This is a genomic window from Streptomyces sp. NPDC032091 (assembly GCF_055580265.1).
The window spans coordinates 63244-84165 of sequence record NZ_JBVILR010000008.1 but is presented as its reverse complement, the minus strand read 5'-3'; the positions used below and the strand labels follow the sequence as shown (position 1 = coordinate 84165).

19 protein-coding genes and 2 pseudogenes are annotated in these 20922 nt (G+C 69.6%); 17 read left to right on the top strand and 4 right to left on the bottom strand.

Annotated features, from left to right (window positions below):
* The first annotated feature begins 404 nt into the window (after positions 1–404).
* The 3 genes and pseudogenes from ACZ5NJ_RS15325 to ACZ5NJ_RS15315 all read left to right on the top strand — a co-directional run.
* Positions 405–1166 (top strand): nuclear transport factor 2 family protein, encoded by a 762-nt coding sequence (locus ACZ5NJ_RS15325; RefSeq protein WP_468765337.1) that lies wholly within the window; start codon positions 405–407, stop codon positions 1164–1166.
* Between the two features lie 30 nt (positions 1167–1196).
* The gene (locus ACZ5NJ_RS15320; protein ID WP_468765336.1) at positions 1197–1412 is read left to right on the top strand and encodes a hypothetical protein; all 216 of its coding nucleotides are present in this window, start codon (positions 1197–1199) and stop codon (positions 1410–1412) included.
* A 722-nt stretch (positions 1413–2134) separates the two neighbouring features.
* A pseudogene (locus ACZ5NJ_RS15315) lies at positions 2135–2295 on the top strand (IS630 family transposase); the annotation flags it as partial.
* A 566-nt stretch (positions 2296–2861) separates the two neighbouring features.
* Here ACZ5NJ_RS15315 and ACZ5NJ_RS15310 read toward each other — a convergent pair.
* Complete coding sequence (locus ACZ5NJ_RS15310) at positions 2862–3410, bottom strand: hypothetical protein (protein ID WP_468765335.1); 549 nt, start codon at positions 3408–3410, stop codon at positions 2862–2864.
* A 516-nt stretch (positions 3411–3926) separates the two neighbouring features.
* On the opposite strand from ACZ5NJ_RS15310, the gene ACZ5NJ_RS15305 reads away from it, so the two are divergent.
* From ACZ5NJ_RS15305 to ACZ5NJ_RS15275, 7 genes and pseudogenes are all read left to right on the top strand, one after another.
* The gene (locus tag ACZ5NJ_RS15305; RefSeq protein WP_468765334.1) at positions 3927–4319 is read left to right on the top strand and encodes a hypothetical protein; all 393 of its coding nucleotides are present in this window, start codon (positions 3927–3929) and stop codon (positions 4317–4319) included.
* 891 nt (positions 4320–5210) lie between these two features.
* On the top strand, positions 5211–5414 hold the full coding sequence (locus ACZ5NJ_RS15300; protein ID WP_007261735.1) for a cold-shock protein: 204 nt from the start codon (positions 5211–5213) through the stop codon (positions 5412–5414).
* Positions 5415–5732: 318 nt separating this feature from the next.
* Positions 5733–7253, top strand: coding sequence for a DEAD/DEAH box helicase (locus ACZ5NJ_RS15295; protein WP_468765333.1), 1521 nt, complete (start codon positions 5733–5735; stop codon positions 7251–7253).
* Between the two features lie 65 nt (positions 7254–7318).
* Positions 7319–7723 carry a CBS domain-containing protein gene (locus ACZ5NJ_RS15290; protein ID WP_468765332.1) on the top strand — a complete coding sequence of 135 codons (405 nt, stop codon included), beginning with the start codon at positions 7319–7321 and terminating at the stop codon, positions 7721–7723.
* Positions 7724–7772: 49 nt separating this feature from the next.
* Positions 7773–8087, top strand: coding sequence for an SCO5918 family protein (locus ACZ5NJ_RS15285; RefSeq protein WP_468765331.1), 315 nt, complete (start codon positions 7773–7775; stop codon positions 8085–8087).
* A gap of 861 nt (positions 8088–8948) precedes the next feature.
* A pseudogene (locus tag ACZ5NJ_RS15280) lies at positions 8949–9285 on the top strand (MerR family transcriptional regulator).
* A 250-nt stretch (positions 9286–9535) separates the two neighbouring features.
* Positions 9536–9739 carry a cold-shock protein gene (locus ACZ5NJ_RS15275; protein WP_468765330.1) on the top strand — a complete coding sequence of 68 codons (204 nt, stop codon included), beginning with the start codon at positions 9536–9538 and terminating at the stop codon, positions 9737–9739.
* Positions 9740–10785: 1046 nt separating this feature from the next.
* Here ACZ5NJ_RS15275 and ACZ5NJ_RS15270 read toward each other — a convergent pair.
* On the bottom strand, positions 10786–11598 hold the full coding sequence (locus ACZ5NJ_RS15270; RefSeq protein ID WP_468765329.1) for a DUF4253 domain-containing protein: 813 nt from the start codon (positions 11596–11598) through the stop codon (positions 10786–10788).
* Between the two features lie 125 nt (positions 11599–11723).
* On the opposite strand from ACZ5NJ_RS15270, the gene ACZ5NJ_RS15265 reads away from it, so the two are divergent.
* Complete coding sequence (locus tag ACZ5NJ_RS15265) at positions 11724–12197, top strand: hypothetical protein (RefSeq protein ID WP_468765328.1); 474 nt, start codon at positions 11724–11726, stop codon at positions 12195–12197.
* A 38-nt stretch (positions 12198–12235) separates the two neighbouring features.
* Positions 12236–12874: a hypothetical protein gene (locus ACZ5NJ_RS15260; RefSeq protein ID WP_468765327.1), complete on the top strand. Its 639-nt coding sequence runs from the start codon at positions 12236–12238 to the stop codon at positions 12872–12874.
* An 86-nt stretch (positions 12875–12960) separates the two neighbouring features.
* Here ACZ5NJ_RS15260 and ACZ5NJ_RS15255 read toward each other — a convergent pair whose 3' ends face one another.
* Entirely contained in the window at positions 12961–13185 is a 225-nt protein-coding gene (locus ACZ5NJ_RS15255) for a hypothetical protein (RefSeq protein ID WP_468765326.1), read from the bottom strand.
* Positions 13186–13267: 82 nt separating this feature from the next.
* Entirely contained in the window at positions 13268–13447 is a 180-nt protein-coding gene (locus ACZ5NJ_RS15250; RefSeq protein ID WP_468765325.1) for a hypothetical protein, read from the bottom strand.
* Between the two features lie 1173 nt (positions 13448–14620).
* Between ACZ5NJ_RS15250 and ACZ5NJ_RS15245 the strand changes: the two genes are divergently transcribed.
* The 5 genes from ACZ5NJ_RS15245 to ACZ5NJ_RS15225 all read left to right on the top strand — a co-directional run bounded on the left by ACZ5NJ_RS15245 (position 14621) and on the right by ACZ5NJ_RS15225 (position 20884).
* Positions 14621–15676 carry a LacI family DNA-binding transcriptional regulator gene (locus tag ACZ5NJ_RS15245; RefSeq protein ID WP_468765324.1) on the top strand — a complete coding sequence of 352 codons (1056 nt, stop codon included), beginning with the start codon at positions 14621–14623 and terminating at the stop codon, positions 15674–15676.
* A gap of 391 nt (positions 15677–16067) precedes the next feature.
* Positions 16068–17543 (top strand): glycoside hydrolase family 32 protein, encoded by a 1476-nt coding sequence (locus tag ACZ5NJ_RS15240; RefSeq protein ID WP_468765323.1) that lies wholly within the window; start codon positions 16068–16070, stop codon positions 17541–17543.
* 105 nt (positions 17544–17648) lie between these two features.
* A complete protein-coding gene (locus ACZ5NJ_RS15235) occupies positions 17649–18992 on the top strand; it encodes an ABC transporter substrate-binding protein (protein WP_468765322.1) in 1344 nt (447 codons plus the stop codon).
* 54 nt (positions 18993–19046) lie between these two features.
* Positions 19047–20036, top strand: a complete 990-nt coding sequence (locus ACZ5NJ_RS15230; protein WP_468765321.1) for a carbohydrate ABC transporter permease — start codon at positions 19047–19049, stop codon at positions 20034–20036.
* A 5-nt stretch (positions 20037–20041) separates the two neighbouring features.
* Positions 20042–20884, top strand: a complete 843-nt coding sequence (locus ACZ5NJ_RS15225) for a carbohydrate ABC transporter permease (RefSeq protein ID WP_468765320.1) — start codon at positions 20042–20044, stop codon at positions 20882–20884.
* Positions 20885–20922: the final 38 nt, after the last annotated feature.

Sequence of the window (20922 nt, the reverse complement as noted above, 5' to 3'; positions counted from 1 at the left end):
CTCTGAGCGCAGGGTGCGATCCGCTCAGCGGCCCAGGGCGGTGTCCCGCCGGTAGCCGGTGACTGCGTTCGGGCCGGACGGGCGCAGTGCGTGGCGCGTCCCGGTGCGTGCTGAGCCCACGTACGCGTGACCTGGCGCGCCGGCTCGGACGGGCCGACGAGTCGGTGGCGGGCGACCGTCGGGTAGCCGGCGACGTCGTCGGGGCGGCGCCGTGACCACGGCATTCGCGTCTCCGGCCGGCTGGGTGAAGGCCCCCACTGAGTTCCGCGCGCTGCGCCGGGCGCGTGCACCGCCTATCCGACGCTGCTGCTGCACACCCGCACACGGCGCCGGCCGGACGGGCGGTGAGGCCTCCACGGCTTCCTTCCCCCCAACCATGGCCTGCCCTCGCAAGGAGAACCGTCATGAGCAACGCCAAGAACGCCGTCCTGACCGCCGCCGGCGAGCTGTTCGGAAAGAAGGACCCGAGCGCGGTGGACCGCTGGGTCGCCGCCGACTACCGCCAGCACAGCGCCCTGGCCGCCGACGGCCCCGAAGCTCTGCGCCGGCTGGTCGCTGGCCTACCGGAGGGCTTCCGCTACGAGGGCGCCCGGGTGCTCGCTGACGGCGACCTGGTCGCCCTGCACGGCACCTACCACGGCTTCGGCCCCGACCCGCTGGTCGCCTTCGACATCTTCCGCATCGACGCCGACGGCAAGCTCGCCGAGCACTGGGACGCCCTGACCCCGCTGGTCAAGAACACCGCCTCCGGCCGCTCGCAGACCGACGGCCCCATCGAGCCGACCGACCTGGACAAGACCGAGGCCAACCGCGCCCTGGTCCTGGAGTTCGCCGAGAAGGTCCTCAAGGGCGCCGACTATTCCGTCCTGACCGACTACATCTCGACCGAGACCTACCACCAGCACAACCCGGAAGCGGCCGACGGTCTCGACGGCTTCGGCGCCGCCGCCGCGCAGTGGGCCGAGCAGGGCAAGAGCCTGGTCTACAAAACCACCCACAAGGCCATCGCCGAAGGCGACTTCGTCCTGCTCCAGTCCGAGGGCGAGTTCGGCGTCCCCGTCGCGTACTACGACCTCTTCCGCGTCCAGGGCGGCAAGATCGTCGAACACTGGGACGTCATCACCCCTGTGCCCGCCGAGCTCCCGCACTCCAACGGCCTGTTCTGACACCGGGCCGACACCGGGAAGGGAAGCCTGGTGAGTGAGCTTGCGGCGGAGTGCGGGCCGGCGGAACTTCTGCCGTGGTACAAAAAGCAGCTGGCCGCCGAAACGGATTCCGAGAAGCGTGCAGAACTGCAGGAGATGCGGGACTGGGTGGCGGCCGGCAACTCGTTCGACTCCCGGTGGTCGGCGCTGCAGGCAGAGCTCTTCCCCGCTCCGCACCGCACACCGAGCCCCGCTACGCCGACCTGACAGCGGCGCAGCAACAGCTGCTGCGCGATCTCAGCGGCCGGCACGCCTGGCTCATCCGCTCGTCCGCCGACCGGCTGCGGGACCTCGGCCTTCCGCACACGCAGGAAGCCCTGCAGTCCTTCGTCGAAGCGCGCCGCGCCGCCTCATCAACATGCGCCTGGCCGACGCCGAACGCCTGTGGAACACCACCGAGACCGGCGACGCCGTCGTGGTCTGGGGCCACAAACCCGGTACGGGCTGAAACGGACCCGCGTCCCCATCGGAGGTCAAGCACCGCATCGCATGTTCAGCCCGGCTGCGGGACGAGCCGGTCGGGGCCGCCGAGCCAGGGATGGTACGCACCGTCGGCGCCGACGGTCAGGCCGAACCGGCCAAAACCGGATTCGCCGGCGAGTTCCCCACGCCGGTAGGCGGCTTCGACCTCGCTCCTCAGGCATCGGGGCCCGTGCTCCCACAGGTGAAGCGGTCCTCGTCGCGGCCGTCCCAGTCGACGGCAGCCCACGCGGTGGCGTCGGGGGCGCGATCCACAGCCGCCAGGCGACGCCCGGCACCTCGGGGCCGTCGTGCCAGGTCCACCACACGTCCCCGAGCTGGAGCCCGATCCTCGAGCCCGTGCGCTGCGCGCGCATCAGTCCGGCAGTCCGCTGCTCGGCCGCCATGGGGCCTCGCCACCAGTGCTGGAACTCCTCGTGGCCGTGATGGGGTGCGACGCCGGGGTGCTGGTTCAGGCGCTGGCCTCCCGCAGCCTGGGCGGGTCGCGGTGCCGGTGTCGCCACGTTGCCCGGAGCAGCTCGCAGTGTTCCTGGAGCAGGGTCCGGCCGCGCACGGCTGGGTGGAGGGGCAGGTATGGGCCGCGGCGAGTGTGGCCTCGCTGATCGGCCGGACTCGTGGCAGACCACGTACGTCCTTCCCTCGTGATGCCGTTCGCGGCGAACCAGAGGTCGCGCGAGGACCGCTTCGAGCCACTCTGCAGCTCTGTTCGCCGGCTCCGCAGGGCTTCCTGCGGAGCTGAAGGTGACCGCACTCGCGGTCTGCCGGATGGTGAAGTCCTGGATATGGAGTTCGCCGCCACGGACGACGGAGCCGTCAAGGTGGGCCCCCACCGTCAGAACTCCCTGGTTGCGTTGCGGGTCACCGATGCTCCCGGCTAGCCCGCCAGCCAGGTCGGAAACAGCAGTCCGTCTCCCGGCCACAACCCAGGCCGGCTCCGAAGCCCCGGCGAGTCGTCCGCTGGATCATGATGAACCCACAGCACCTCGCTGCCGCGGACGCTGTGGCCCGTCACATCCACGACTTCGCCGAGATGCTCCACCACCTCCGCGGAGGCCAGCTTCCCGACTGGATGGACCGAGTCCAGGCTGACGACCTTCCCGCCCTGGACTTCCTGGTCAGCGGCATGCGACGCGATTCCCTACAGAGCCGCATGACGTGAAACATCCACCACCCCCTTCAGATGTGGGAAGTGAGGCCGGTGTCGGGGTCGTGGGAGATCAGCGTAGGTAGCTCCGGGGTATACCGGACGACCTCGGCGGTCAGCAGGGCGCGTCGTCGACTGGCCGTCGCAACCTCGACCAGAAACCGCAGCACGGCGGCCACCCCCGCACCGTCAAGCACGTGCTCGGGCCAGACGGAGAACTCGATCTCCTCCTCGTCGTAGGGCAGAGCGAAGAACCACACGGCGCCGAAGCGGGCCCGGAAGGCGAAGCCCGTCCCCTCGCCTTCCGGCTCGTCTGCCCAGGCGCGGAAGAGGTCGGCGGGGGCGGGATGCACTGGGTCGAGCCGGGGGTAGGGGTGCTCCACCTCGATCTCGTCGGCTACGACACGCAGCCGTTCGAGGACCGCGATCCAATCGACGCGGGTCGTGTCGAGGACCCGAATGTCCCTCAGGCTGCCATCGAGATGGAAGACATCGCACATCCACGGCTCGGGCAGGCACCGCGCCCGGGTACCGCGCTCATCGGCGTGGGCGTCCTCGTGCGTCAACTCGCCCCGTCCCATTCTTTTGTTCCCTCCCATGGCACCAAGGTAAAAGGGTCGCCACGGTGCAGAAGGCCCTGCCCAGCCGGTTCAGCGATGGGTGATCCTATGCTCCAGGGGCTGCGACGTCACAAGATCCCCGGCAGAGCCGAGTTACTTGATCGTTGACATGCCGGTCTCCGGCTCTACCTGTCACGACCGCCACTGTCCCAAAGCCCTGCGCAGGTCACGCCGAATCCTGTAGCAACGCCTGTTTTCGGTCTCTGCAGTCGCCGCGTGGCCATCGAAGATGAGAATCCCGCGCGACATCACTGCGATGCTCAGAGAGCAGACCAGTGCCTGTAAGGCAGCGCGTGACGCCATCGCTGCCGGCGGCGAGGTCATGCTCTACGACGGACAGCCGCCACAGTGGCTGGTCCTTGATATCGCTGCCACCCGGACAGTGGTCGTAGCCGGCCCGGCTCCCCGCCTCGGATACCGTGGTGCTCTACGGGGTGTCATAACGGATGTGACGCCCCCACCGGAGGTAGTCAGCGTATGAGTTCAAAGCGCAGCAAGAATCCAGCCCTACCCGTACTTGACGACGCGTTCCGACTCGCGTCGGTCAAGGACGCCGAAGAGTCCGCCCGTGACTTGGCCGCGCGGCTGGCCACCACCGAGCTGCGCCGCGTTTCCCACCCGGGCCGGGTCACTTGGGAGCCCATCGATCAGGCGGAGCCCGTTCCGGTCCCGCCGACTGTGGTCGACGGTGATGGGGATCTGTGGCTGCGGGACCGGGGCACTGGCACCTGGACGATGCCCGAGTTCAACCCGAAGGAGTTCCCGGCCCGCTGTGGCGAGGTTCTGACGTGGAGCCAGCTTGCCTGCGAGTTCGGCCCGCTGACCGCTCTGGCCGACGACCGCCGCATCGGCGGCGGTCGTCGTCGCTGACCGCGCAGCTTTCTGGGATGGCCGCGCCCCTAAGCGCCCGTTACGGGTAGCTGGGAGCTCCAGCTCACCGCCGAGCTCGACGATGGCGGTGAGCAAGTGAGCGTGGTGGTGGCGTGTGACGGCCCCGCGCAGCGTGGTGCGGGGCCTGGCGCCACTCGATGTCCTCGGTGTGGTCGGCGTCGTTGGACCAGCCGGGTAGTGGTCGGCCTTCAGTTGCCGTGGTGAGCGGGCGGTCCAGCTCGCCGATCGACTGCTGCCAGTCGGCCGACTGCCCGCGGGGCCGCGCACCAGCGCGTCGACGCTGGCCGCCTGGCCGGCGCCGAAGGCCCGCGCTTCGGGGGGCCGCCTCGGCGAGGGCGCCTTCGGCGACACCCCCTGAGCAGGGACAACGGGGGTGTTGGCGACTTGGCCGCTGGCCAAACCGTTCAGCAGAGCGTGCTCAATTCCGCGGGAGCATTGACGACGCCGTCGTAGCGGACCCGACGCCACCCCTGTTGTTCCGCAGTGGCCGCCCAGCAGGCGGTGGCAGGCCGTCGGGGCTACCCGCCCCGGCAGCGCCACGCGAGCAAGCCCAAGGGGAGCATGGGCAGGCCGCAGGCGTCGGGAGCCAGTATCTGTCACCGCGGCCTGAGAATTTGACGGATCTCGCGGGAAGAGTTTCTGGCGCAACGCAGTCGGCGGAAAATTATGAGGTACACAAGCCGCTGCGGCGTGCTACTGTCGATCTCGGTTGCAGTTTTGGTACCCAAGAACTTCAGGCGCCTTCAAATCGGAATTCACTCCGGTGAAAGCGCTTTATATTCCCGGTCGTCTACCGGGTGGGGCATCATCGCGGCGACACGGCGTCCGCACAGTGTAGACGCCGATGCATTGCCCCAAAGGAGATATGGCATGGCTGCTGGTACCGTGAAGTGGTTCAACGCGGAAAAGGGCTTCGGCTTCATCGAGCAGGACGGTGGCGGCCCTGACGTGTTCGCCCACTACTCGAACATCGCCGCCCAGGGCTTCCGTGAGCTGAACGAGGGTCAGAAGGTGAACTTCGACATCGCGCAGGGCCAGAAGGGCCCGACGGCCGAGAACATCGTTCCCGCCTGACGCTGACGCGCGTTCCGCAGCTGGGGCCCGCATCCCTTGGGGTGCGGGCCCCAGCTGCATGCATTTCCCGCGGTGCGTTCCCCCGCGGTAGTGAGCATGGAGGCACTCGGCCGATCGGCTCTCTCGGAGCCGTACCTGAGTGGATTGTTTTTCGGTTGCCGCGCCTCTATGGCGCCCCCTTTTCGGCGTCTGAGCCTGTACAGACTTCCTGTCCGCCGGCTCCGCTTCGCATTCAATTCGGCCCCTTCTCGCAATTCCTTGCGCCGCTCCTACGCTGAGGGAATTCCTTGATGCGTGCCGTATCAAGGAAGGTTCCGTATGAACCCCGCACGTACGAATGAGCGCTCCTCCCGCACCCGCAGCCGCACCGACGGCCCCGCTTTCGGCAGTGGCACCGCCGCCGGTTCGGGTCGGGGCAGCCGTTTCGGCTCGTCGGCCTCGATCCGTTCCGGAGGTCCGAGCCGTTCGGGCGGCTATGGCCGCCGGCCCGCCGCGGTCCAGGGTGAGTTCGCACCGCCGAAGACGATCACTCCCGCTCTGCCCGCCGTCGAGGCCTTCGCCGACCTCGACATGCCGGCCCAGCTGCTGGCCACCCTCGGCACGCAGGGCATGACCGTGCCCTTCCCGATCCAGGGCGCCACCCTCCCCAACACTCTCGCGGGCCGCGACGTCCTCGGCCGCGGCCGTACCGGCTCCGGCAAGACCCTCGCGTTCGGCCTGGCCCTGCTGGCCCGCACCGCCGGGCAGCGTGCCGAGCCCCGCCAGCCGCTCGCGCTCGTCCTCGTCCCCACCCGCGAGCTGGCCCAGCAGGTGACCGATGCACTCACCCCGTACGCCCGCGCCGTGAAGCTGCGTCTGACCACGGCCGTCGGCGGCATGTCGATCGGCAGGCAGGCCGGCGCACTGCGCGCAGGCGTGGAGGTCGTAGTGGCCACGCCCGGCCGGCTGAAGGACCTCATCGACCGTGGCGACTGCCGGTTGAACCAGGTCGCGATCACTGTCCTGGACGAGGCCGACCAGATGGCCGACATGGGGTTCATGCCCCAGGTCACCGCGCTGCTCGACCAGGTCCGTCCCGAGGGCCAGCGGATGCTGTTCTCCGCGACCCTGGACCGCAACGTCGACCTTCTCGTGCGCCGGTATCTAACGGATCCGGTCGTGCACTCGGTGGACCCCTCGCAGGGTGCGGTGACCACGATGGAGCACCACGTCCTGTACGTCCACGGCGCCGACAAGCAGCGCATGACGACGGAGATCGCCGCCCGTGACGGCCGAGTGATCATGTTCCTCGACACCAAGCACGCCGTGGACCGGCTGACGCAGGACCTCCTCGACAGCGGGGTCCGCGCCGCGGCCCTGCACGGAGGCAAGTCCCAGCCGCAGCGCACCCGGACCCTGGCCCAGTTCAAGACCGGCCACGTCACCGTCCTGGTCGCCACGAACGTCGCCGCCCGCGGCATCCACGTCGACAACCTCGACCTCGTCGTGAACGTGGACCCGCCGACCGACCACAAGGACTACCTCCACCGCGGTGGGCGTACCGCCCGCGCCGGGGAGTCCGGCAGTGTCGTCACCCTGGTCACCCCCAACCAGCGCCGCGAGATGGCTCGCCTGATGACGGCCGCGGGTATCACTGCGCAGACCACCCAGGTCCGTTCGGGCGACGCGGCTCTGACCCGGATCACCGGCGCCCAGGCACCCTCCGGCATTCCGGTCACCATCACCGCACCGGTGTCCGAGCGCCCCAAGCGCACCACGGCCTCCCGTGGCCGCCGCGGGCATGCTTCGGCCGCCCGGCGCGCGAGTGCGCGGCGGTCCGCCCCCGACGCGGCGGCCTGAGACCAGCGTGATCCGGAAACTGACCCATCTCTGCAGGAGGCACCTTTCTCTGCAGGAGGCACCTTTTGACGCTGGTCCAGATGCAGCCCCGCCCGGTGGGCAACGACCCCGCGCACCGGACGGCGCATGACGCCATGACAGCCGCCGGACTGCAGGTCTGCGACGACATGACGGTCGAAGTGGCCCTGTCCGTCATGAACAGCGCCCCTACGGGACATCTGCTCGTCTGCGACAACGACGGCGTGTGCACCGGGCTGGTCACTCAGGCCCAGCTGACCACCATCCGTGACAGCGACGCGTACACGGACCGGGTCCGGCTGCGCGAGATCCTGGGCGGCCGCGCGCCGTTCGCCTCACCCACGACCACGGTGGCCGAAGCCGAACACGCGATGCGCTACCGCCGGCTCGACGCCCTGCCCGTCATCGACGAGCAAGGCAGCGCTCTGGGCGTCCTCGCCCTCGCCCGCTGATCCACCTGACCGTGGTCGGACCGTTCCCCTCTTCTCCCTGTGAGGCACCATGCGCTGCGTCATCGCCCGCTTCCCGTTCGACCTCACCAAGGCGGGCGTCCTGGAATCCATGAAGGGCGTCAAGCCCGAGCAGGTCATCGGCGAGTCCGTGATCATCGGCCGCCGCACCTACCCCGTCAAGCAGGTCGGTCAGGTCATCACCCGTCAGGACCGCCGCGACTTCAGCGCCGGCGAAGTCCTGCGGGCCATGGCCAAGCTCGGCTTCACCTGCCGCGACCTGCCCCGGGCCGCCCCCGTGCCCGCGCCCGCCCTCAGTCCCCTCCAGCAGGCCTCCGCCCTGCTCGGCATCCCCGCGACCGCCTGACCAGTGAGTCCGGCGCATGCCGCCACCCGAACAACGAAGAGGGCCCGAACGGCACGCGCCGCTCGGGCCCTTTCGCGCGCCGCAGTCGTCGAGGACACACTCGGGTGATCGAGAGCAAGCCGGCCACACCCGGTCCGTGCCGTGAGCTTGCACGGGCCTTCAACCGACTTCACTTTCCAGGGCCGTTCGGTGTCGCCCACCTCGCCCATGGCACCTGCCTCGTCCCGGACCTCGGCCTGCGCCCGGGTGATCGCCTCCTGATCCATACGGACGGCACGCAGGAACGCGAGGCCGAAGCGGTAGACCTGCCCGGCCTGCCTGCGCAAGAGTGCCGCCGAGCACCCGCGCGAGGCCGTACGCGCTCTGGCGGGTGCGGTCGCGTCTACGGCGGGCACCCGCCCAGGCACAGGACGATGCCACCGTCCTGTGCCTGGACTGGCACGGCCCCCGCCCCCGGCCCCGCCCACGCATCTGACCCCCGGCCCCCGAAGCGGGGGCGGCGGACAAGCCCGACCCGTTCTGAAGGCCGTCTGCCGACCCGATCCGACCTGTCTGTACGGGCTTCCGAGTACCTCCCTCACAGCTATCCCAAAATCAGATCATCCGATGGATGAACGGAGAAGTTGAGGCGCCATCAGGATCGCCCGGACGCCACGCGAGTCCGGGTACCGCAGGACATCTTGAGTGAGGTGGTCTCCGGTCAGGCAACCGCGATCCCCGCACCCCCGGCAGCAGTCAGGCCAGGCACGCGGAAACAGTAGGCCGGCGCAGTACCAGGGTCGGCAGATGGTGTAGCAGTTCCTTCGGGGCCCTGGTGCCACAGGCACCAGGGCCCCTCCGTATGTTTCCCGGAGAAGTGCAATCACAGCAGACGACTCCTACGGCCGACTCGACGACGACGATTACCCCGCCTACACGATGGTCCGGGCCGCAGAAATGCTCGGCACCACGCAGGGCTTCCTCCGCGCCATCGGCGAAGCCCGCCTCATCACCCCGCTGCGCTCCGCCGGCGGCCACCGCCGCTACTCCCGCCACCAACTGCGCATCGCCGCCCGCGCCCGTGAACTCGTCGACGGGGGCACCCCGATCGAGGCGGCGCCGCATCATCATCCTCGAAGACCAGCTCGCCGAGGCCCAGCGCATCAACGCCGAATACCGCCTCAACACCGACTCGCCGAATCCGAAGGCCGCGGCCTGAAGCAAGCTGCGCCTGCCGGTCCCCGGCAGGCCTGCGCGAACCTGGCCCTCCAAGGCGTGACGGGTACTCGTTCCTCTGGTGACAGCCCGTTGTCGGCGTGAAGCGTCTGTGTCAGCTGTCGTGGTTCGGATTTTCCCCTTGCCCAGGCCTTTGGCGTGGGTGTTTTGCTGTGCTGTGCCGGAGGAACCAGGGCGATCACCTCCGCCTCCCGCACGGTGTGGGAGGCGTCCGTCGACTGGAGGGCATGGATATGGCTACGGGAACTGTGAAGTGGTTCAACGCGGAGAAGGGCTTCGGCTTCATCGCCCAGGACGGCGGCGGCCCGGACGTCTTCGCCCACTACTCGGCGATCAACTCCACCGGGTTTCGTGAGCTCCGGGAGGGCCAGACGGTGACGTTCGACATCACGCAGGGCCAGAAGGGCCCCCAGGCCGAGAACATCAACCTGGCCTGACCTCCCGGCCGGCCCGCAGGCACCGCGGTGGGCGCGCTTCCCGCCCGCCGAAACGCGGTGCCTCGAACGACGCGGGCAGCCCCGGAGACGGTCGGCTTCGCCTGGTGGGGGCCGGTCACCTGTGACCGACCCCCACCGAGCAGCAGCGCGTCGGGCCTCCCCGCCGGCCGCCCCGAGCGCTCCCGGACGCAATCGCATTGCGGTGCGCACCGCCGAACAGGCGTAGCGGGGGGCATGGGTTTCCCGACCGACGGCAGGCGACCACCCTATGGACCTGCCCGCAGCCGACGGCACCCCCGCCTCCGGCCGCTGCCCGGACAGCGGCACGGCCATCGACGTCACACCGGCCTCCGCCCGCCGCAGCGTCGGTGAGCTGCTGGAACGCTCCGATCAGGCGTTCCTGCCGCGGCCCGACTTCCGCTGTCAGCCCGGTGCCCTGAATGCCGCCGTGACGCAGGCGGCGATTCATTCGACCATCTGTGTGGGTGGCTACAGTTCCTCGATCCGTCCCTCGACGAGCTACACCAACGCTCTGAAGGTCAAGCAGATCGCCGAGTACGGCTACGCCGACACCTCCACCGCCGACTGCGAGGTGGACCACCTCATCCCCCTCAGCCTCGGCGGTAACCCCACCAGCCCGCAGAACCTGTGGCCTGAACCCCGCTCCCAGGCGGGCGGTTCCACCGCCGTCGACAAGGACACCGTCGGGTTCAAGCTCTACCAGGCGGTCTGCGCCGGAACCGTCCAGCTCGCACCGGCCCAGCGTGCCATCGCCACGACTGGACCACCGCCCTGGCCGCCGTCGCCATCAACTGACCTCGGCCGCGCGTGGCCCGGACAGCCGGGACTGTCGGCCGTTCCTTTGGCAGCGCCGGGTTTCGGGGACTTCGGTGCGCTGGCTGACCCCGCTGCCGGCTGCCCTCTCAGGGCGGGCAGCGGCTCCGGGTTGGGGGCCAGGGCTGTTCACGAGTACCGCTGGCCTGGTGCCGCACGGGTACCTGGAGATCGCTTCCCGGCTTCAGTTGATCGCGTCCCGACTGGCCGGGTCAGTCCCACCAGAATTCCCAGCAGTAGGTGCCGACGAGGCGCTCAGCGTACGCCGCCAGGGTCTGGGGCCAGGGGCCCTGCCAGATGTTGTCGGGGCAGAAGGCGAAGTGCTCGGCCGCGACGACCAGAGCGTCTTCCTTGTTCGTCGGGGGCGCGGCGACGCTCAGGTGGAGGGTGTCCGAGCCGACGGCGACCACGCACGCGCCGAAACGCCGTTCCCAGTCGCTCACGACGGCTGAGAACGTGGCGGTGTCGTTGTCCCAGTTGGCGGGTCCGTCCCAGCCGGCGAGCGCGAGGGCGTCGGCACCGGAAGGCGCGGCGACCAGGCCCAGACGCGACCGCGGCCGGCTCAGGACGAAGTGGTCTGCGTACTCGGCGGCCAGCCGGTTGGCATCGGTCGCGTGTTCCCGGCTGGGCGCGAGGCCCGGCCAGGTCTGACCGAAGGGGGCAGTGACGGCCAGTCTCTCGTCGGGCGACAGCGCGTCGTCGTCCTCATCGATCGAGGTGTACGCCGTCCACCATTTCGCTAGCAGATCGGCCGGGTCGTGATCGCCGGGTGACGACATCCGCTCGGGGAAGAGCTCGCCTGCGCCCCAGGGGCGGAACTCGCCGTCATCCGGGTCACGTGAGTCGAGGAGCAAGGGCCACAAACCGGTGCGGGGGTGCTCCGCGCGGATCCGCTCCCACATCTCCGCAGGTACGGCGCCGTCACTCAGCCACAGAGCCTGGACGTCTCCGTCGCCTTCGTCGGACGTGACCAATCGGCCGGGCGGGAGGAGGACGGCAACGGTCGACAGCAGCTCAGGGTTCACGAGCGGATGCTAGCCGCGGGCTCTGACATGCCCGCGATCGCACTGCGCGTTCTGTGCCTGGCGGTGGGCGGCCGGGAGTGGTCTGGTCTCGCCTGGGGGTGCCGTTGCCGATCCTGCAGCCGAGGGTGACGGCTTCGGCGGTCGGGCATCTGGTGAAGGCCGGCCTGCTGGTCTACCTCGGCGGCGAGACGCAGTTCCCCGACGTCCACCCGGACCAGGTGGCCGCCCTGGCCCGCCGCCGGGATCTGCCCGCCCTCCTCGACCGGCATGTGCCGCCGGGCCCGGACCAGGCCGCGCGCCGACTCGGCGTCCGAAGGGTGGACTTCGACCAGGTGGTCAGGCTTGGATGGCTGTCGCCGGTCGGCTCGGTGGAGGTCGACTACAAGCGGCAGGGCGGGGTGACCTCGGTCCCTCTCTGCGACGCCCGGGAGGTCGCGCTTCTGGAGGTGGTCCACCCGTTGGTGGACTGGCGTGCCGTGCGCACGGTCCGGCCGGGGACCCGCTCCCCGCTCGCCGCCCACGAACCCGTCGCTCCGGGCGGTGATCGGGTGTTCTTGGCGGGAGTGGCGCGGATCGCCGGGGTGGTAGGGCGGCAGTAGCGTGCTGGCGCCGCCGCCACCCCGACTTCCCGAACCCGGTGGGCGGTACGGACGCGCACCCGCAGTTCGACAGCCGCGCCGTGGTGGCCTGGCTCCTGGCCCACGACAAGATCGAAGTACCCACAGGGCCGACGGTGGCCTACCTGACGCTGGCCGGGACCGGGGGAGCCGCGCACCGGTTCCGCCTCGATGACCCGTGGCTCACCCTGGCCGACGATCCGGCCGGCGAAGACTCGTTGTCGGGCTGGTCCACCGACGAGGACGCCGACGCGCTGGCCGGCCTCGCGGCGGGGGAGGCGGGGGCGTCGGTGCGCCGGTTGACCGCGCCCGGGGTGGGGCCGTTGGCGGTGTTGGGCGACGTGCGGGTGATCGACCGGTTCCGGTCGGGGTCGGGTGGTCTGCGGCTGACGCTGGCCTGGCCGGCCGTCCTGCGCGGCACCGCCGCCGAAGGGCCGAGGGGCGGCCTGGTCCGCCACGGCGTCGCCTACGCCGCCCCCACCCAGGCGTGCGGCTGCGCAGGGCACGACTGCGGCGGCGTGGTCCCGGTCTCCTGGTGCCCCGAACACGGTGACGCGGCCGGGCCGGTGATGGAGTGGCACCCCGGCGGCGGCCTGCGCTGCACGGCTCTGGCTCGGCGCCGTGGCCGTGTCGAGGTGGAGGTCGGACGCGCCGGCTGACCGCACGGGCTCCTGACGTCAGCGGCTGCTCACCACACGGAGGGGAAGCAGCGGTTCATCCACTCGTGGGGTGCCTCGCTGCCGTCTCATCCGCCCATGGGGCAGCCGGGTTCCACCTCGATGAAGTCCAGCGACGCACCGGGGTGGGCCTGGTCGAGGTGGGCGCGGGCCGCTGCGTAGAGGTGCTCCAGGGACCCGTCCAGGGCAACGGCGGGGCCACGGCGTAGGCACAGACCACAACGGGCGTGGAGGAAGGCGCTGTCATCGACGGGGAACAGGTGCGAGATCACGGCCTGCCTGGCTTCGTTCACGAGAACGGGCTCTGGCTCGGCTTCTGTGGTGAGGCCCGCGCCGGGGGCGCAGGGCCTTCGGGCTTGGGATCCAAGTTGCTGGTCAGTGACCGGGCGTCATTGAGCTGCCGGAGTGGTCGATCACGTTGCCGTTAGAGCAGTTGTTCTTGTGGTCGCCGGTCCAGTCGCTCAGGGCGGGGACGACGGCGAGTTCCTGGATGCACACGTCGGCGGCGGACAGGGCCGCAGCGGCCAGCAGGCCACAAGTGATGATCTTTCGCATACCGTATGAACGCCTCCTCGTCTGAGAGCAGTGCGTAGGTCACGCGGCGAAAGGCCGAATGTGGAAGGGGCCGGGCGGCTGTCGAACGCCTGGGCCGGCACCACAGAAGTTGAGCCAGAGCCCGTTCTGGCGGACAAAGCCAGCCCACTGACCACGCAGCGAAGCCCACCAGGCGCCGATGACTCGGGGCCGCTTTCGCGCACAGGGCTCGGCCAGGCCCAGTCGACGCCCAGCTTCGCGAGCGAGGCGAGCTGGTCAGCGGTGAGCTCGTCCTGCCGGCTCTTGGTGTTGGAGACCCACACGCCGAGCTTGACGACTACCGGCTCCGCCTCGCCCTCGACCGTGATCTCCTCGCCGTGGGCACGGGGCACCGGCCGGTCCGCGCCTTCCCGCTCCACCCCTTGCGTGAGGGCCGTCAGGCCCCGCTGGAACGCCTGCTGCGCCTTGGTCGACCCCCTTCGCCCCGCGACTGCCCGCAGGAGCGGGAGACGGCGCCTGGTCGGGCTCCACGCCCAGCGCGGTCAGCCGCGCCTGCTGCTCGGGCAACAGCCGCGCCCAGGTAGCCGGCTGCTTCTGCTGCTGGAGCCACCGTCCGATGTCGTCGCCGTCCCACAGCACGCCGGGAGCGATGTCGGGCAGCTGTCCGTGGCGTCGACCAGGTCCGCCAGCACGCGGTAGTGCCGCTGCCAGTCCAGGGGCCAGGGGCGGACACGTGCGTGGTGTCGTCCCCGGGGTGTGCGCCGCGCGGTCGGCGGTCCTGTTGCGGCTCTCTGCCTGAGAGCGGACAACTGCCCGGCGGCAGCGTCCAGCGTGCCCGGCGCCGGGATGGCGTGCAGGCGCACCGTGAAGTCGACGGCGGCCAGGCCAGCCCGTTCGTCACGGCCCGGGCCGGTATGGGGTCCAGGCTGTGGCCGGACTTGCCCCTCTCCTCGACATCGGCGCGAGGCCGGTTGCGGGTCCACGGTGAGCGGGAAGCAGACCGGCCACGCGCCGGCGTTGCTGACCTCACGGGTCTCTTCCAGGCGGCCGGACCCGCAAAGCCGTCCGCCATGCCGTGTCCACGAGTTCGTGACGAGCCATTGACAGTGGCTTCGGCTGGAGGCAGTCTCATCTCCACACGGTTGGCTAAACGATTAGGCAAGCCGTTATCGACCAATCTGAGAAGGTTCAAGGATGCGCCGGATCGGGATCAAGGACGTGGCTGCAGCGGCAGGTGTGTCGACCGCGACCGTCTCGCATGTCCTGAACCGGGTCGAGGGCAAGCGGATCAGCGAAGAGACGCGTCAGCGCGTCTGGAAGGCTGCCGATGAGCTCGGGTACGCGCCCAACGGACTGGCTCGCGGGCTGAGGATGCAGCGGTCGCAGACCATCGGCTTCGTCAGCGACCAGATCGCCACCACCCCCCACGCGGGCCGGATGATCCTGGGAGCCCAGGAGGCCGCCGCGGCCGAGGGTGTCGTTCTGTTGCTGGTCAACACCAGCGGGGATGCGGAACTGGAACGCACAAGCATCGACATGCTGCTCCAGCGGCAGGTGGACGGCGTCGTGTACGCGGCCATGTACCACCGCATCGTGGAACTGCCCGGCGCCCTGCACGCCACGCCGACCGTGCTGCTCGACGCGGGCTCGGCCGACCCTGCCGTCCCCTCGGTGGTACCCGATGAGGTCCAGGGTGGCTACGCGGCGGTGCGCGAACTGACCGATCACGGCCATCGCCGGATCGGAGTAACCGTGCAGACTGTCGACCTTCCCGCCCGGCGGGGCCGCCTGGAGGGCTACCGCAAGGCGCTGGCGGAAGTCGGCGTCGCCTACGACCCGTCGCTGGTCGCTGCCGAGACGGCGGTGCCGTTCAACACGGTCGGCGGTGACGTGGAGGCGGGTTACCGGGCCGCGCGACGGCTGCTGACGGCGGAGCAGCGCCCCACGGCGTTGTTCTGCTTCAACGACCGGATGGCCGCTGGTGCTTACCGAGCTGCTGCTGAGCTGGAGCTGTCCATCCCCGGTGACCTGTCGGTCATGGGGTTCGACAACCAGGAGCTGGTCTGCGAGTCGGTTTACCCGCAGCTGAGCACGGTTCAGCTGCCGCACTACGAGATGGGGGCACGGGCTGTGGCTCGGTTGTTCGCTCTCACGAAGTCTCCGGGCCGGCCACCGGGTCCGGACATGGAGGAATTGCTGCCTTGCCCGCTGGTGGCGCGGGCATCGGTCGCTTCGCCGCCCCGACTCTGACCCCGGGACGGCGAAGCACTTCACACCGTGACAGGCGACCGTTGCGACCGGTCGTCGGTCCTGTCAGTACATGGAACACAGTGAGGGTACACAGATGCCGCCTGAGATTTTCGATGAGCGGTCCAGGCGGCGTTCCCGCCTGATGTCCGACAGCGCCTCGGGGTACTGAGCCGCGCTCTTCCCGCCGTCCCTGTGCCGGCGCTTCAAATCGCCTTCCCACCCTTCGCGGTCGGCATCACGCCGTGCCGGTCCTCCCATGCTCTGCCTTGAGGGCTGGCAGCGGTTGCCGGGATCAGGCGTTTTCACCGAGTCCCCCGAGGGGATCGTGGCCGGCTGCGTCCGGCGCCCGTCGTCCTCGCAAGCTCTGCTGCACATACCGAAAGGCACGCGTGTGTCCACCGCGCCCTGCGATCCGTACCGGCCGATCGCGCATCTGCGCCCGCCCCGGAACTGGATCAACGACCCCAACGGGCTGGTCTTCCATGACGGCCACTATCACGTCTTCTACCAGTACAACCCCTCTGGCGCGACGCACGCGAATATGCACTGGGGTCACTTCCGCAGCCCCGACCTGCTGAGCTGGGAACCGCTGCCGATCGCCCTCCTCCCGACCCCCGGTGGCGTGGACGCGGACGGGTGCTTCTCCGGCAACGCCGTCTCCGACGGCGACCGCCTCGTCGTCTTCTACTCCGCGAACCGCTGGGACCGCTCGGCCCAGCACCAGCCGGTCACCACCGCCACCTCTCTCGACGGCGGCCGGACCTTCACCCCGCTAAACGACCTGGTCATCCCCGCATGGCCCGACGACTGCACGATGTACCGCGACCCGTATGTGTGGCGTGACGGAGAGCGGTGGCGGATGCTGGTCGGCGCCGCCCTCGCGGACGGCCGGGGCGCGGCCCTGCTGTACGAGTCGGCGGACCTGGGGAGCTGGACCTATCTGGGCCCCTTCGAGGGGCGCGAGCAGGAGCCGGTCGGCGGAACCGGTCTGCACACCGGCGAGGGCTGGGAGTGCCCCCAGTACCTTCCGCCGCAGTCCGGACACCGCGGTGCCCTGATCTTCAGTGCCTGGAACGACCACGACGGCGACCGCTGCGTCACAGCCCTGATCGGCGAGGACAAAGGGGACGCCCTCGAAGCCGGCCGGCCTGTTCTCGTCGACTACGGACCGGACTGCTACGCGCCCGCTCTCCTGCGTGCACCGGGCGGCCGATGGCTACTGTGGGGCTGGTCCGCAGAGGCCCGCGAGGAAAGCTGGGCGGTCGCCGACGGATGGGCTGGGGTGCTCACGTTGCCTCGCGAGGTCCAGGTCGGCGGCGACGGTACAATCCAGCAGCAGCCGGCGGCTGAACTGCTCGCCCTGCGAGGCGAGCACGCCGTCCATGCCTCGGGCGAGATGCACGGCCCGGATCCGGTGGATCTCGGTTCCATCGGCCGCGCCTTCGACCTGGTGGCCCGCCTGGAGCCCGCCGAAGGGGCCGGTCTGCGACTGCTCACCACCCCCGACGGCTCCGAATTCCTCGACATCCGCTGTGACGCCGCCACCGGCGAGCTGGTCGTGCACCGGGACCACGCCTCGCTGGACGCCCGCGCACGGGCCGGTTCCTACCGGATGCCCTGCCCGGCCGGCCGGCCGGTCGAGTTGCGTGTGGTCGTCGACCACTCCGTCGCCGAAGTCTTCCTGACCTCCACCGGTCAGGTCCTCACCCTGCGCTTCTACCCAACCGGCGACGGCCCGTGGCGCTTGCAGGCCCGCAGCGCACGGGACACACGCCTGGGCTACACCGTCGATGCCTGGAACCTGCGCCCACTGGTCGTCAAGGAGCCGAGCGCCGATACCGGACTCCTGCGGGAGCAGTCCCCCTGACGGATCGTCGTCACGCCGCCGTGGCCACAGCCTGGGGCGATCCCGAATCCCTATGCACCTGTGCACCACCCACCCTCACCCGCACCGACACCGGAGGAACCCACCATGAACACGCCCAGCAGGAGATCACGCCGGACAGCCTGTACGGCCCTGGCCCTCACCCTGCCTCTGGCGGCGCTGGCCGCCTGCGGGGGCGGCGGCAACACCGACACCTCCGCCAAGGAGGGCAGCGGAACCGGCACCATCACCGTCTGGGCCCACCAGGGCCAGGCCAGTGAGTCGAGCGCCCTGCAGAACGCGGTGAAGTCGTTCAACTCCTCCCAGAACAAGGTCCAGGTCAAGCTGACCCTGATCCCGGACACCGACTACACCAAGACCCTCACCGCGACCGACGCCTCCAAGATGCCGGACGTGATGGAGCTCGACGGTCCGACCATGGCGAACTTCGTCTACAACAAGAAGCTCACCGCGATCGACGACTACGTTTCCGTCAAGACCATGGCCAACGCCACGGACGCCATCAAGGCCCAGGGCGAGATCAACGGCAAGTACTACGGCCTGGGCATGTACGACTCCGGGCTCGGTATCTACGGCAACAAGAAACTTCTGGACGCGGCCGGGATCAAGTACCCCACGGGGCTGTCCGACGACTGGACCGCGGCCGAGTTCACAGCCGCCGTCACGAACCTCGCCGCCAAGGACTCCGACGGCAAGAGCCTGGACCTCCAGGAGAGCGGCGGCTACGCCAACGAATGGGGCACCTACAGCTTCGCCCCGATCATCTGGTCGGCCGGCGGCTCGCTGCTGAAGAACGGCAAGGCGGAAGGCGCCCTGAACACCCCGGCGGTGGCGTCGGCGCTGAAGACGTTCCAGGGCTGGAAGAAGTACACCGACCCCAACACCGACGGCAACGCCTTCGCCAAGGGCCGCGTTGCCCTGAGCTGGGTCGGCCACTGGATGTACCCCACCTACAGCAAGGCCCTCGGCGACGACCTGGTCGTCCTGCCGCTGCCCGACTTCGGCAACGGCCCCAAGACCGGTCAGGGCTCCTGGCAGTGGGGCATCGGCGCCAACACCAAGAACGGCAAGGCCGCCGGCGCCTTCCTCGACTCCCTCCTCAACGACACCAACGTCACCGCGATGACCACAGCCAACGGCGCCCCTCCCGGGACCGCGTCCGTGCTCGCCAGGAGCGACCTGTACAAGCAGGGCGGCCCGCTGCAGCTCTTCGCCGACCAGCTCGCCAAGCCCTGCGGCGACTCCCCGAGCGACAAGCCCTGCGTCGCCGTGACCCGCCCGGTCACCGCCGGATACCCCACGGTCACCGCCAAGTTCAGCCAGGCGCTGGCCGACATCTACGGCGGGGCCGACCCGGAGACCGCCCTCGAAAAGGCCGTCCGCGCCATCGACCAGGACTTCTCGGACAACGACGGCTACAAGCTGCCGTAGCCGGCGGTCAGTCGCCATAGCCGGCATCCAGCAGCCGGGAGAGAGGACCCTACCGTGACCACCGTGAGCCCCGCACCCGCCGCCCCCGCAGGCAGGAAACCGCCCCCGCCATCAACCTCCCGGACTCGCAAACGACCCGGGCGCAGCAACCGCGACTGGCTGCACGGACTACTGATGTCCGCGCCCGCCCTCGGCGGACTGATCGCCTTCGTCGGCGTACCTTTCGTCTATGCGGTCGTGCTCTCCTTCTACAAAGTCCGCCTCGGCTCGCCGCTGCCGCCCCGCTTCTTCGGCATCGAGCAGTACCGGCGCCTGTTCACCGACCCCGACATGTCCGGCCCGTTCCTGCGGGCCCTGCTGAACAACCTCACGTTCACCGTGGTCGTGGTCCCCGTACAGACCAGCCTCGCGCTGGCACTCGCGATCCTGCTCAACCGCAAACTCAAGGCCATCGGCGTCTTCCGGTCGCTGTTCTTCCTGCCGGTCGTCTTCCCCATGGCCCTGGTCGCCGTCATCTGGCGGCTCATCCTCACCCGCAGCGGCGACGGCCTGCTCAACTCCGCGCTCGATGCGGTGAGTTTCGGCAACTGGGGCGCCTTCGACTGGCTCGGCGAAGGTCTGACCGCTATGGCCTCGATCATCGTGCTGTCCATCTGGCAGGGTGTCGGCTTCCAGATGGTCATCCTCCTCGCAGGACTCCAGCAGATCCCCGGCGAGCTCTACGAGGCCGCCGAACTCGACCGGGCCTCCCGCTGGCAGCAGTTCCGCCACGTCACCCTGCCCGGCATCCGCGGCACCCTCGCCTTCGTCGCCATGCTCACCTCGGTGCTGTCCTTCCGCGTCTTCGACCAGGTCTACGTCCTCGTCAAGGGCGGCGGACTCGACGAGGACGCCACCCGCACCGTGATGTACCAGGCCGTCACCACCGCCTTCGACCAGAACAACATCGGCCAGGCATCCGCGATCACCGTCGTCTTCTTCCTGATCGTCGTCGCCCTGACCCTCATCCAGCGCCGCGTCGTCCGCACCGGCCAAGAGGACTGATCCCCATGGACCAGACCCGAAACTCCCTGCGCCGTTTCCTCGACTACGCCGTCCTGAGCGTGCTGTCCTTCATTTTCGTCCTGCCCGTCCTCTACCTGATCCTCGGCAGCTTCAAGCCCTCCGACGAAGTCCTCAGCGGCCTCACCGGCTTCCTGCCCACCCACCTCTCCTTCGACAACTACAGCGCCGTCCTGGACAGCTTCGACTCCGACGCCACCGGCTACTTCTGGCGCTTCATGGGCATCTCCCTGCTGCTGTCCACCGTCGTCGTCCTCGGCAGCCTGATCGTCAACTCCATGGCCGCCTATGGGCTGACCCGCCTGCGCTGGAAAGGCCAGGGCGCCGTCTTCGCCCTCATCCTGCTGCTGATGCTGGTCCCGTTCGAAGCGGTGGCCGTGCCGCTGTTCTACATGTTCAACAATCAGCGCAACACCATCTACATGCAGGCGATCCCCTTCCTCGCCAACGCCTTCTCCATCTACCAGTTCGCCACCTTCTTCCGGGCCATCCCGCCCAGCATCGAAGAGGCAGCCCGCATCGACGGCGCCGGCCCCTGGCGCACCTTCTTCGGGATCATCGTCCCGATGTCGAAGCCGGTCTTCGCCTCGGTCGCCATCCTGACCTTCCTCACCCAGTGGGGCTCCTTCCTCTGGCCCGTCCTCATGGTCTCCGATCCCTCGGTCCGCCCCCTGCCGCTGGAAATGAGCGTCTTCCAGGGACAGACGCCCGTCGACTGGGGCCAGGTCCTCGCCTTCGGCGTCCTGCTCGTCCTGCCCGTCCTGATCGTCTTCGCGTTCTTCCAGCGGTGGTTCGTCCAGAGCGTCGCCAGCTCCGCCGTCAAGGGCTGACCCACCGACCGAGCACCCGGACCTGCGTGCGCACCTCG